Below are 13,709 nucleotides of genomic sequence, written 5' to 3'. Positions count from 1 at the left end.
GGTCCTTTCAGTTGCGGTGAGTCGGAGTTGCAGGGAAGGCCATCGTCAGCCGATGGCGTTGGTGAGGTCGTACAGCGGCACCAGCACGGCGACGATGACCGCGCCGACCACCGATGCCAGCACCAGGGTGATGGCCGGCACCATCGCCGCCAGCAGGCGGTCGATGCGGCGGGCACTGTCCTGTTCAAATGTGTCGGCGGCCTTGAGCAGCATGGTATCGAGGGCGCCGGACTCCTCGCCGACCTGGATCATCTGCAGCGCCAGGCGCGGGAAGCGCTTGCCGCGCGACAGTGCCAGCGACAGGCCGGCACCGTTCTTCACTTCGTCGGCGGCGGTGTCCAGATCGGCGGCCAGCGCGCGGTTGCCCAGCACGTTGCGGGCGATGCCCAGCGCGCCCAGCAGCGGTACGCCGTTGCGCAGCAGCGTGCCCAGGGTGCGGGCCAGGCGTGCGGTTTCCAGTTCGCCCAGCAGGCGGCCGATGCCGCGCCGCTGCAGCAGCCAGCCATCCAGCGCCAGGCGGAACGCCGGTTGCCGCAGCTGCCGTTCCAGCAGCAGGGTGAACACGCCCGGCACCACCAGCAGCAGGATCCACCAGTCGCGCACGAACAGGCCCAGCTGCAGCACCGCGTTGGTGAACCATGGCAGGGCCACGTCCAGGCTTTCGTACATCTGCGCGAACTGCGGCACTACGTAGCCGAGCAGGAACAGCAGGGCGCCACCGACCACCACCAGCAGGATGGCCGGGTAGACCAGCGCGTTGATGACCTTGCCCTGCAGCGCGCGGCTGCGTTCGAGGTAATCGGCCAGGCGCTGCAGGGTTTCGTGCAGGCTGCCGCCGGCCTCGCCGGCGCGCACCATGTTCACGTACAGGCGCGAGAACAGGCCGTGCTGGCGCTCCAGCGCCGTCGACAGCGGCGCACCGCCACGCACCACGTCGCGGATGTCGGTGATCGCGCGCCGCGAACGTTCGTCCTCGGGCAGGCCGAGCAGGATCGACAATGCGCGGTCCAGCGGCTGGCCGGCACCGAGCAGGGTCGACAGCTGCTGGGTGAACTGCAGCAGCGCCGCGCCCTGCAGGGGCCGCGGGCGGAACAGGCTGCCCAGGCTGCTGCCACCTGCCGCGCCGCCCTCGGCCAGGCGCGTTTCCATCGGCAGATGGCCCTGGTCCTGCAGGCGTGCGATCAGCTCGGCCTCGCTGGCCGCTTCCATCTGCCCGTCGAAGACTTCACCGTGCGGGTTCAGTGCCTTGTAGCGGTACGTGGGCATGTCAGCGTCGATCTCCCGCGCGCATCAACCCTCCTCGGTCACGCGCAGGACTTCCTCGATGGTCGTCTGCCCGCTCAGGGCCTTGGACAGGCCGTCTTCGTACATGGTGCGCATGCCGCCCTCGCGGGCGATGCGTTCGATCTCGCCCATGCCGTCGCGCCGCATCACCGCGCGCCGCAGCGCGTCGTTCATCACCAGGAACTCCATGATGGTGGTGCGGCCCAGGTAACCGGTCGGTGCCAGTGCCGAGGGCTTCGGGCGGAACAGGTGGATCGGCCCCTGCGGCTGCAGGCGGCGCAGTTCGAAACGTTCGATCTCCTCCGGCGAGGCTTCGTAGCGCTCGGCGTGGGTGGGCTCCAGGCGGCGCACCAGGCGCTGGGCGAGGATGCCGTTGATGGTGGACGTGAGCAGGTAATCCTCCACGCCCATGTCGAGCAGGCGGGTGATGCCGCCGGCTGCGTTGTTGGTGTGCAGGGTGGACAGCACCAGGTGGCCGGTCAGCGCCGACTGGATGGCGATGCGCGCGGTTTCCAGGTCGCGCATTTCGCCGATCATGATGATGTCCGGGTCCTGGCGGACGATGCTGCGCAGCGCGTTGGCGAAGTCCAGGCCGATCTGCGGCTTGGCCTGGATCTGGTTGATGCCCTCGATCTGGTACTCGACCGGATCCTCGACCGTGATGATCTTGACGTCGGCGGTGTTGAGCTGGCTCAGCGCGGTGTACAGCGTTGTGGTCTTGCCCGAGCCGGTCGGGCCGGTGACCAGCAGGATGCCGTGCGGCTGCTCGAGCACCTTGCGGAACTGCGGCAGGAACGCATCGGTGAAGCCGAGCCGGTGGAAATCGAACACCACGGTTTCGCGGTCGAGCAGTCGCATCACCACGCTTTCGCCGTGCGCGGTCGGCACGGTGCTCACGCGCAGGTCCAGTTCCTTGCCCTGCACGCGCAGCATGATGCGGCCGTCCTGCGGCAGGCGGCGTTCGGCGATGTTGAGCCGGGCCATGATCTTGATGCGGCTGATGACCGCGGCGGTGAGGTTGGCCGGCGGGCTTTCGCCTTCCACCAGCACGCCATCGACGCGGTAGCGCACCTTCAGCCGGCTTTCAAACGGTTCGACGTGGATGTCCGAGGCGCGCAGTTCCACCGCACGCTGGATGACCAGATTGACCAGGCGGATGACCGGGGCTTCGGAAGCGAGGTCGCGCAGGTGTTCGATGTCATCGACCGCGCCGCCTTCGCCATCTGCGGTTTCCACGATCGCACCCATCGCGCTGCGGCCCTGGCCGAACCAGCGCTCGACCAGGTCGTCGATCTCCGCGCGCATGCCCAGCACCGGGCTGACCGGTACGCCCAGCGCCAGCTGCACGGCCTGCTGCGGATAGGCATCGTGGGCATCGGCCAGCCACAGGCGTACGCCGTGTTCATCCAGCGCCAGCGGGCACACGTGGAACTGCTTCAGGAAACGCAGCGACAACGGCAGGCCTTCGGCCAGCGACTGCGGCGGTGCTTCGGGCAGCTGCTTGCCTTCCAGCAGCGGCAGGCCCAGTACATCGGCACTGGCCTGCGCCTGGTCACGCTCGGACACCAGCCCCAGCCGCACCAGCAGCCCCAGCAGGCTGCCACCGGCTTCGGCGTGCAGCGGCCGTGCGCGCGCCAGGTCGCCTTCCTTGAGGCGCCCGCGCGCCAGCAGCGCATCGAGGATGCGGCCTTCGGCGTCGTCGATGGCAGTGGCAGCGAGCGCGTTCACATGACTCTCCTGTCGATCCTCCCGACTTTAGCAGTTCAGCCCGGACTTCCGCTGCCTTGTGCGCGCAGGACCATGAAAGACGACGCCCGTCACCTTCCGGTAACGGGCGTCGCCAATTCACTTACGACATTTCGTGCAAGCGTGGCCCTTACTGGGTGGCCAGGATGGTCACGCCGCTGAAGGCCGCTTCGCCCACCACCTTCACGTAGTAGGTGCCTGCCACCGGCTTGGCAACACGCACGGTCTCGGTGTTGCCCGGGCGGCTGGACTTGGCATCGTTGTCGGTGGCGGTCGGCACGCGGCCCTGCGCCACGTACACCGACACGTTGCCGGTGCCACCGTAGGTCAACACGCTCAGCTGCTTGCCGGCGACGGCCTCGAAGGTATAGACCGTCTCGCTGCCGGTGGCGCCGGCCACGCCGCTGAGGGCGACCTTGTTGGTCAGCGGGATGCCTTCAGGCTCGCAGTTCTCGGTGCACGGCTCGGCCAGGGCCTTGGCCAGCGCGGCCTTGGCATCGACGATACCGGTGCCGATCGGCGTGGAGGCCGGGATGGTGACCGGGAACGGACGCGCGGTTTCCTTCAGCAGCGCACGCAGGGCCGCCGGGGCCAGCGGATCCTTGCCGTTGGCGATGAGCGCACTCTGCACCAGGGCAGCAACACCGGCCACGTGCGGCGATGCCATCGAAGTACCGCCCATGCCGATGTAGCTGTAGGTGCCGGAGTCCGGCGTGGTGGCCGCATTCGAACCGGACTGCCAGATGAAGCCACCCGGGTTGCCGTCCACGCTGCCACCGCCGCCCGGGCCGGACAGATCCACGCGCGTGCCGTAGTTGGAGTAGTAGGTGATGCCACCGGTGATGCGGGTCGCACCCACGGTCACCACGCCTTCGCAGCTGGCCGGGCGGTAGTTGGCGGCATTGTCGGTTTCGTTGCCGGCGGCCACCACCACGGTCGTGCCACGCGAGATCGCGCCGCTGATCGCATCCTGGTAGGCGCCTGCGCACGCACCACTGCCACCCAGGCTCATGTTGATGATTTCAGCCGGGTTGGTGTTGGCCGGAATGCCGGCGACGGTGCCACCCGACGCCCAGGTGATCGCATCGGTGATGTCGGAGAGGTAGCCACCGCACTTGCCGAGCACGCGCACCGGCAGGACTTTGGCCTTGTGTGCGACACCGGCCATGCCGACGCCGTTGTTGGTCTGCTCGGCGACGGTGCCGGCCACGTGCGTACCGTGCCAGGAGCTTTCTTCCGGCTGCGAGCCGTTGTAGCACTCGTTGGCGTTCTCCACCCAGTCACCGTAGTCCTGCGCGCCCGGCACGCGGTCGTCGGTGGCACGGCGCGAGGTCTCGGCGTCGCTGATGAAGTCGTAGCCTTCCAGCAGGTTGCCGACCAGATCCGGATGCTGCGGCAGGATGCCGGTGTCGAGCACGGCGACGACCACGCCTTCGCCCTGCGAAACGTCCCAGGCCGACGGTGCGTTGATGCCGCCGGTGGGGTTGCTCAGGTGCCACTGGTACTGCGCGTAGAGCGGATCGTTCGGCATCAGGGCCGGCTTCACGTCGCCCGCGCGCAGTTCGGTGCGGCGCAGTTTGACGTCGGCTTCGGCGTACTGGACCGACGGATCGGCCTTGAGTTCCTTCAGCACGCGCTGCAGTTCGGCCGGGGCCAGGCGGCCCTTCAGGCGGATCACGTCGGCACCGATGCCGAGCTTGCGCACCACCTGCGGGCCCATCGCGCTGGCACGGCTGGTGCCACCGGACAGGCTGGCGCGGGTGAGTGCGGACTGCACCGTGGACAGCTTGGCCGAGCGGTCGCTGGCAGCAGCGGTACCGGCGCGATACTTCACGATGATGCGCTCGGCGCCCGCTTCGGTGGTGCTGGCCTGGCGCACCGGCTCGCGGGTCGGCAGGCCAGCGGCGTGGACCGCGCCTGCGGCGGTCATCGACAGCATGGCGGCAGCAAGCACGTTGATGCGAAGGTTCTGCTTATTGATCACGTCACATTCCTCTTCTGGGTCATGGTTGGATCCAACACTGCGGCCATCAATCCTTGACGGTTCCCGGCTGGCCGAGCCGGGTTTGCCGAGACCTCCCCTCAGGCCCTGTTGCAGAAGCAGCGCCGGCAGCGTGGCCGCCGGCGCGGTGTTGCCTTACCAACCGAAGCCGGCACCGACGCCGACCGAGGCGTCATCACTGCTGAACGCACCGCCGAGGGTGACCGTGGCGCGATCGCTGATCGCACGCTGGTAGCCCAGCGACATCGCCGATTCGCCGCCCTGGAAACCGATGCCGACGCCGACCCGGTTCTGGGTGCGGATGCCGGCGGCACTGGTGGCCATGTTGAGCATGGCCGCGCTCATCGCGCCCTGGCGGTCGATGCGGCGGTCCATGTGGCGCAGGCGCCCATCCACTTCGCCCTTGAACACGTCGAAGCTGTCGGCGACCGCCTGCACGCGGCTGTCGGTGTAGCTGTTGGCGGTGGTGATGCCGCGGTCCAGCTGCCCCTTGTTGACCGCGTCGGTGGCGGCGGTACCGGCAGCCACGTTGGTCACCTGGCGTTCGTTGCCTTCGCTGCCCACCGAGACCGTGTTGGCGCGATCGGCGACCGAACCCTGGCCCAGCGCGACGGCATTGGCAGCGGTGGCCGACGCGCCCTGGCCGATGGCCGTGGACGACGCCCCGCTGGCCACGGCACCCTCGCCCATGGCGACGGCGTTGGCACCGACGGCCGGCTGCGCGGCAGCAGCACCCTCCACGCTGGGCTTGGCCACCACGTTGGACCGCGAGGCCACTGCATCGGCCTCGGCCACGGTGGCCACCTGGGCGGTAGTGGCCTGCACGCTGGCGCTGCGAAGGCTGGCCGTGGCGGTACGGCTGGTGCCACCGGCAGTGCGCTGGTCAAGCTCGGTCACCTTGCGGTCCAGTGCGCCCAGGGCGTCGCCGACGTTGTTGTAGGTGCTGCCCTGGATGACGTAGTTCGGCGCGATGAACACCCCCTGCATGCCGACGCTGGCACCGCCGCCGAGGATGCTGGCGGCATCGCTGAGCGACTGGAACAGCTGGCCGCCGTTGATGGCCTGGTGGCTGCCCGAGGCGATGCTGCCCGCGCCGACGTTGTCGATGACCGTGCCGTCGATGCCGGACAGGGTCAGGCGGTCGTGGCTGGCATCGTCGTAGCCGATGGCGTTGGCGGTGCTGCTTTCGACGGTGGAGATGCGCGAATCGAAATCACCCACGCGGGTCTCGACCGCACCCACGCGCTGGTTGGTGACGTTGAGCTGCGAACCGGTGACGGCATCGCTGCTGCCGGCGGCAATGCGGCCCTCGGCCACGTTGACGATGCGACGGGTGGCCGGGCCATCGGTGCCGTTGCCGCCACCGACCGAGACCACGTTGGCGTCCACCGCACGTGCGCCGGCACCCAGGGCCACCGAGTTGTTGCCGGTGACCGCACTGCCGGCACCCAGCGCCAGCGATGCGTTGCCGACGGCCCTGGCGCCGCTGCCCACTGCATTGCTGCGGTTGCCGCTGGCGGTGGCGTTGGAGCCCACGGCCACCGCATCGGTGCCGCTGGCGGTAGCCACGCCGCTGCCGTTGGCCTGGAAGCGCTGGCCGACCGCATCGGCGGTGGCGGCCACGGCATCAAGCTGGCCCTTGTTCACCGCATCGGTGGTTTCCGTACCGGCAGCCACATTGGTGATCTGCCGCTGCGATGCCGTGTTGCCCACCGACACCGTGTTGGCGCGGGTGGCCTGCGAGCCGGTACCAAGGGCGACGCTGTTGGCCGCACTGGCGGTGCTGTTGGCACCCAGCGCAGTCGCATCGGCAGCGCTGGCCCAGGCGTTCCAGCCGATGGCGCTGGCGTAATCGCTGGTTGCCCAGGCACCGGCACCGAAGGCCGCCGCGCCGGTGCCGCTGGCACGCGCCGTGATCAGACCGGAGAAGGTGCTGCCGCCGATGGCCACGCTTTCATCACCGCTGGCGTCGCTGGACTGGCCCAGCGCCACCGCGTTGGCACCGGCCGCAGTCGCACCGAAGCCCACCGCCGTGGTGTTGGCGCCGGTGGCGGCCGAGCCGTAGCCCAGTGCGGTGCCAAGGCGGCCGCTGGCTTCGCTGTAACCACCGACGGCGGTGGTGCCATCGGCGCTGGCCGAGGCGCGGAAACCGCTGGCCAGCGACTGTGCGCCGCTGGCGATGGCTTCGGCACCGTTGGCCGTGCTGTAGACACCCGTGGCCTGCGCGGCGTTGCCGGTGGCGGTGCTGCCGATCTCGCTGGCGACCGCAGCGCTGCCATACGCGGCACTGTTCTCGCCGGTGGCCTGCGCCGCGTTGCCGACGGCCGCGGCATTGGCGCCGGTGGCCAGGCTGTTGAAGCCGACGGCCGTGGCATTTTCAGCCAGGGCGGTGGCGCCGCTGCCCAGCGCGGAGGCGCCGTTGCCGATGGCGTTGGATGCTTCACCCGCGGCCAGTGCGTTGTCGCCTTCCACGTAGGCACCGGCATCGCTGTCGGCGCTGCCGCTGGCCTGGAAGTACCTGCTGGTGGTCTCGGCGGTGGCGGCAACGGCATCCAGCTGGTTCTTGTTCACCGCGTCGGTGCCTTCGGTACCCGCTGCCACATGGGTCACCTGGCGTTCGCCGCCCTCGCTGCCGACGGCCACGGTGTTGTCACGGTCGGCCTGGGAGGCGGCACCGAGCGCAACACTGTTGATGCCGTTGGCGGTGGCACCCGCACCGAGCGCGGTGGACTGCGCGGCGCCGGCCCAGGAGTTCCAGCCGATGGCGGTGGCGTAGTCGTCGGTCGCCCACGCGCCGGCACCGAAGGCCGCCGCGCCGTAACCGCTGGCACGCGCCGGGATCAGGCCGAAGAAGGTGCTGCCGCCGATGGCCACGCTTTCATCGCCGGTGGCTTCGCTGGAATCGCCCATGGCCACCGAACTGGCACCGCTGGCGGTGGCGAACACGCCGGCGGCAGTGCTGTTGGCACCACTGGCCAGGGTGCCATACCCCAGCGCCGAGCCGAGGCGGCCGCTGGCTTCGCTGTAGCCGCCCACTGCGGTCGTGCCATCGGCCGAGGCCGCCGCACGGAAGCCGCTTGCCAGCGACTGCGCGCCGCTGGCGTTGGCTTCGGCACCGTTGGCCGTGCTGTAGACCGCCGTGGCCTGCGCGCCGGCACCGGTGGCGGTGCTGCTGGTTTCGCTGGCGACGGCACCGCTGCCCAAGGCAGCGCTGTCTTCGCCAGTGGCCTGGGCGTTGTTGCCGATGGCCGCTGCGTTGCCGCCGGTGGCCAGGCTGTTGAAGCCGACCGCAGTGGCATTGGCGGCCACCGCAGTGGCACCACTGCCGAGCGCGGTGGCACCGTCGCCGATGGCGTTGGCGGCCTCACCGGCAGCCAGTGCGTTGTCGCCTTCCACGTAGGCGCCGGCATCGCTGTCGTCGCTGCCGCTGGCCTGGAAGTACTTGCTGGTGTTCTCCGCGGTGGCGGCGACTGCATCCAGCTGGTCCTTGTTCACCGCATCAGTGCCTTCGGTGCCGGCGGCGACGTTGGTGATCTGGCGGGTATTGCCGGCGCCGCCGACGGAGACCGTGTTGTCGCGGTCTGCAATCGAGTCGGCACCCAGGGCGACGCTGTTGGCACCCTGTGCTTCGGCCGCGTTGCCCAGCGCCGTGGCGTTGGTGCCCGGCGCCCAGGCACCGCCACCGACTGCGGTGGAGTAATCACCCGACGCTTCGGTGGCGAGCAGGCCGAACAGCGAACCGCCGATGGCCACGCTGTTCACGCCGGTGGCCAGGCTGCCCTGGCCGGTGGCCGTGGCGTAGGCACCGGACGCTTCCGAATCGCCGCCCAGGGCCACGCTGTTGGAACCGGAGGCGTTGGCGAAATTGCCGAACGCGGTGGCGTTGAACGCCGATGCGCTGGCATAGCCGCCGATGGCGGTGCTGTAGCCGCCGGTGGCTTCGGCACCGATGCCGAACGCCGCCGAGGCCGTGCCACTGGCCACGCTCTCGCTGCCCACTGCGGTGGCCGCTTCGCCGCTGGCGCTGCTGAAGTAACCCACCGCCACGGCTTCCTCGCCGCTGGCTTCGGACAGCACGCCCGTGGCGGTGCTGCCGGCGCCACTGGACACGGCTGCGGCACCGAAGGCGGCACTCTGCTCGCCGCTGGCTTCGCTTTCCGCACCCTGTGCAGTGGCGTACTCGCCGGTGGCCTGCGCGTTGGCGCCGATGGCGCTGGCGTTGTCGGCACTGGCCAGGGCATTGAAGCCGATCGCCTGTGCGTTGGTGCCGATGGCGTTGGCGCCGCTGCCCAGTGCGATGGCGCCGTCACCGATGGCGTTGGCGGCTTCACCGGCAGCCAGTGCGTTGTCGCCTTCCACGTAGGCGCCGGCATCGCTGTCGTCGCTGCCGCTGGCCTGGAAGAACTTGTTGCCGGTGCCTGCGCTGGCGGCCACGGCATCCAGCTGGGCCTTGTTCACCGCATCGGTGGCCTGGGTGCCGGCGGCGACGTTGGTGACCTGGCGTTCGCTGCCGGCGCTGCCGACCGACACGCTGCGGTCGCGGTCAGCCACCGAGCCTGCGCCGAGGGCCACGGCGTTGTTGCCGCCGGCGGTGCTGCCGGCACCGATGGCGATGGCGCTTTCGCCATCGGCCACGGTATTGGTGCCCACCGCGATGCTGTTGATGCTGTTGCCCAGTGCCTGGAAGCCCAGTGCCAGGCTGTAATCGCCATAGCTGAAGGCGCCGCGGCCGACCGCGGTGGAGCTGACGCCGTTGGCCCAGCTGTTGTAGCCGATGGAGGTTGCGCCGTTGGCACTGGCCCAGGCCGCCGGGCCGAAGGCCGAGGCGTTGGTGCCGGTGGCCCACGCGCCGGCACCGAAGGCGGTGGCGCCTTCTTCGCTGGCGGTGCTGTAACCGCCGACGGCGGTGCTGTCGTCGGCCTTGGCGAAGGCGCTGTCGCCGATGGCGACGGCATAGCTGCCGTTGGCGCGCGACTTGCCGCCAGCAGCGAAGCTGTTGTCACCGGTGGCCTGCGCCGCGGTGCCGAACGCGCTGCTGCTGGCGCCGGTGGCCAGCGCGGCATTGCCCACGGCAGTGGAGCCTGACGAGGCGGTGGTGCCGACCTGCACCGGATTGCCTTCGTCATCCAGCAGCGGCTGGTTGTACTCGTCGTAGGCCTGGCCGAGGCCACCGATGGCAACCGCACCGTCGCCATTGGCGAAGGTGTTGCGGCCCAGGGCAACGGTATCGGCGCCGATGGCACCCGCACCCGCGCCCTGTGCGAGCGCGCCTGCGCCGATCGCATTGCTGGCGGAGCCCGCAGCCACCGCACCTTCGCCTTCGGCATGGGCGCCGGCATCGCTGCCCTCCTCGCCCTGCGCCTGGAAGAAGCGCGCGGTGGTGTCTGCCGTGCTGGCCACGGCATCGAGCTGGGCCTTGTTCACGGCATCGGTGTCTTCGCTACCGGCGGCCACGTGGGTGACCTGCCGTTCGTTGCCGTCGCTGCCGACGGCCACGCTGTTGTCGCGCACGGCTTCGGAGTTGGCACCGAGGGCGACGCTGTTGGCGCCCCGCGCGGTGGCGTAGTAGCCCACGGCGGTGCTCTGCGCGCCGCTGGCCCAGGTCTGTGCACCCAGCGCACTGGCGTTCTCGCCGGGCGCATACGCGAAGTAGCCCACGGCCACCGACTCGGCACCGGAGGCTTCGGTCAGGCTGCCGTTGGCGACGGCGTAATCGCCGCTGGCGATGGCACCGGCACCGACGGCGGTGGCGGCTTCGCCGCTGGCCTGGGTCTGTACGAAGAAGCCCAGGCCGGGGATCAGGTCGGCCGGGCCACCGATGGCCACGCTGCTGGTGCCGGTGGCGTTGCTCTGCGTACCCACGGCGGTGGAGTAATCACCGACCGCGTTGGCCACTGCACCGAACGCCGAGGACTGTGCGCCGGCCGCATAGGCACCGACGCCATACGAAGATGCCGCGAAGCCGCTGGCTTCGGCGCTGGCGCCGACGGCGGTACCACCGACACCGGCACTGGTCGCACCGGTTTCCACCGGCACGCCACCGCTGGTGATCAACGGATTGCCTGCTTCATCGACGGCGGCACCACCCACGGCCACGCTGCCCGGGCCGGCGGCCTGTGCGTTGTTGCCGAAGGCGGCGCTGTTCTGGCCGCTGGCCAGGGCGTTGTTGCCCACGGCGGTGGCGTTCTGGGCGACGGCGGTCGCGCCGGCACCGACAGCGGTGGCGCCGTTGCCGATGGCATTGGCGGCCTCACCGGCGGCCAGTGCGTCATCGCCGTCGGCCAGTGCACCGGCATCGCTGTTGCTGCTGCCGGTAGCCTGGAAGCGCTTGGCGGTGGTGTCGGCCACCGCAGCCACGTCCTTCAGCTGGCCGACATTCACCGCGTCGGTGTCTTCGGTACCTGCGGCGACATGGGTCACCTGGCGTTCGTTGCCGTCGCTGCCGACGGCCACGGTGTTGTCACGGTCGGCCTGCGAGGCCGCACCGAGAGCGACGCTGTTGCTGCCATTGGCGGTGGCACTGGCGCCGAGCGCGGTGGACTGCGCGCCATCGGCCCAGGCGTTCCAGCCGATGGCCGTTGCATAGTCTTCGGTGGCCCATGCGCCGGCACCATAGGCCGATGCACCGTAGCCGCTGGCGCGGGAGGTGATCAGGCCGAAGTAGGTGCTGCCGCCGATGGCGACGCTCTCGTCGCCGGTCGCTTCGCTGGCTTCACCCACGGCAACCGCACCGGCACCGGTCGCGGTGGCGAACACGCCGGCGGCAGTGCTGTTGGCGCCGCTGGCGACGGTGCCGTAGCCCAGTGCCGAACCCAGCCGGCCACTGGCTTCGCTGTAACCGCCGACGGCGGTTGCACCGTCGGCCGAGGCCGCTGCGCGGAAGCCGCTGGACAACGACTGTGCGCCGCTGGCGACGGCTTCGGCACCGTTGGCGGTGCTGTAGACCGCGGTTGCCTGTGCGCCGGCGCCGGTGGCGGTGGTGCTGGTTTCACTGGCCACCGCACCGCTGCCCAGTGCGGCGCTGTCGCTGCCGCTGGCCTGCGCGTTGGTGCCGACGGCCGAGGCATTCTCGCCGGTGGCCAGGCTGTTGTAGCCGAGTGCGGTCGCCTGCGTGGCGATGGCGGTCGCACCGCCGCCGAGCGCAGTGGCGCCATCGCCGATGGCATTGGCCGCTTCACCGGCCGCCAGCGCGCTGTCGCCTTCGGCCAGGGCGCCGGCATCGCTGTCCTCGCTGCCGCTGGCCTGGAAGTATTTGCGGGTGTTTTCTGCGGTCGCAGCGACCTCGTCCAGCTGGTCCTTGTTCACCGCATCGGTGCCTTCGGTACCGGCAGCGACGTTGGTGATCTGGCGGGTGTTGCCAGCGCCACCGACGGAGACGGTGTTGTCACGCTCGGCGATCGAATCGGCACCCAGTGCCACGCTGTTGGCGCCCTGAGCTTCTGCGGCGTTGCCCAATGCGGTGGCATTGGTGCCCGGTGCCCACGCGCCGCCACCGACGGCGGTGGAGTAATCGCCCGAGGCTTCGGTCGGCAGCAGGCCGAACAGTGCGCCACCCACGGCGACCGAGTTGGTACCAGTGGCCAGGCTGCCCTGGCCGGTGGCGGTGCTGTACGCGCCGCTGGCTTCGGCATCGCCGCCGACGGCCACGCTGTTGGAGCCGGTGGCGTTGGCCGCATTGCCGACCGCCGTTGCGTTGAAGGCCGAAGCGTTGGACAGGCCGCCCAGTGCGGTGCTGTAACCACCGCTGGCTTCGGCGCCGACGCCGAAGCTGGCCGACGCGGTGCCGCTGGCGGTGCTGCCTGCGCCGACGCTGGTGCTGCCACTGCCCGAGGCCTGCGCCTGCGCGCCAACGGCGGTGGCGCTGTCAGCGGTCGCCTGCGCGTTGTGGCCCAACGCCGTGGTGTCGTCGCCATCGGCGGTCGCCGAAGCGCCGGCGGCCAGTGCGCCTTCGCCATCGATCTGCGCTGCATCGCTGTCATCACCGGCGCCGTCAGCCTTGAAGTAGCGGCTGCCTTGCGCGGCGGCGGCGGCCAGCGCGGCCTGGGTGGCCTGCGCCTGGGCGTCGAGCTGGGCGCGGTTGACCGCATCGGTGGCTGCCGTGCCTGCGGCGACGTTGGTGATCTGTCGTTCGTTGCCCGTTGCGCCGACCGACACGGTGTTGGCGCGGTTGGCGTTGGAGCCAGCCCCCAGGGCGACGCTGTTGGCGGCGCTGGCGGTGCTGCCGGTGCCCACGGCCACGGCGTTGCGGCCGCTGGCATTGGCGCTGCCGTCAACCACGCACTGGTCGATCAGGCTGCTGCTGAGGGTCACGCAGTTGGCGTTGCCACCCACTTCCACCGACTGCGCGGCGGCGAGGCCTGAACCTCCCAGTCCCATGGCCAGGGCAAGGGCCGCAGCCAGCGTCACCGGCCGTACGTGGTCGGCATCGCGACGCTGGTCGACGACCCCGCCGCGCGTGTCGGAAGAGGCCAGTTCCGAGGCCACCACCAACTGACCCAACGCTTTGTTCCAGACCTTGCGATAAATCCGATTCATCGGTACGGCTCCTGATTTTTTGGACTGGTTTTGGGCAAAGCAACGCCAGCGCCGGACCTTCTGGTCCAACGTCCCCTGGGGGCGTTATTCGCGTGATTTACTGCGGGTATTGCCGAACGCCGCGCAGCGACAGAAAACCGAG

General features: G+C 70.1%; 4 protein-coding genes. All 4 read right to left on the bottom strand.

All coding sequences use genetic code 11. The annotated features are described in order from the left end of the window. Window positions 1–45: 45 nt before the first annotated feature. The 4 genes from QMZ26_RS07225 to QMZ26_RS07210 all read right to left on the bottom strand — a co-directional run bounded on the left by QMZ26_RS07225 (window position 46) and on the right by QMZ26_RS07210 (window position 13,567). Window positions 46–1,266: a type II secretion system F family protein gene (locus tag QMZ26_RS07225; RefSeq protein ID WP_283221031.1), complete on the bottom strand. Its 1,221-nt coding sequence runs from the start codon at window positions 1,264–1,266 to the stop codon at window positions 46–48. A 24-nt stretch (window positions 1,267–1,290) separates the two neighbouring features. Then, window positions 1,291–3,012, bottom strand: coding sequence for a type II secretion system ATPase GspE (gene gspE / locus QMZ26_RS07220; protein ID WP_200733783.1), 1,722 nt, complete (start codon window positions 3,010–3,012; stop codon window positions 1,291–1,293). 148 nt (window positions 3,013–3,160) lie between these two features. After that, on the bottom strand, window positions 3,161–5,014 hold the full coding sequence (locus QMZ26_RS07215) for a S8 family peptidase (RefSeq protein ID WP_283221030.1): 1,854 nt from the start codon (window positions 5,012–5,014) through the stop codon (window positions 3,161–3,163). Between the two features lie 153 nt (window positions 5,015–5,167). Continuing rightward, window positions 5,168–13,567: an ESPR-type extended signal peptide-containing protein gene (locus tag QMZ26_RS07210; protein WP_283221029.1), complete on the bottom strand. Its 8,400-nt coding sequence runs from the start codon at window positions 13,565–13,567 to the stop codon at window positions 5,168–5,170. Between the last annotated feature and the right edge of the window lie 142 nt (window positions 13,568–13,709).

Origin of the sequence: Stenotrophomonas sp. PFBMAA-4 (assembly GCF_030053215.1) — a bacterium.
Lineage (GTDB): Bacteria > Pseudomonadota > Gammaproteobacteria > Xanthomonadales > Xanthomonadaceae > Stenotrophomonas.
Note: the sequence above shows the minus strand (reverse complement) of the source record. Positions and strands in the feature narration are given on the sequence as shown.

What these genes read in the sequence shown, in the direction of transcription:
- QMZ26_RS07210 (WP_283221029.1), bottom strand. Translation starts at nt 13,567, where the DNA reads ATGAATCGGATTTATCGCAAGGTCTGGAACAAAGCGTTGGGTCAGTTG.
- QMZ26_RS07225 (WP_283221031.1), bottom strand. Translation starts at nt 1,266, where the DNA reads ATGCCCACGTACCGCTACAAGGCACTGAACCCGCACGGTGAAGTCTTC.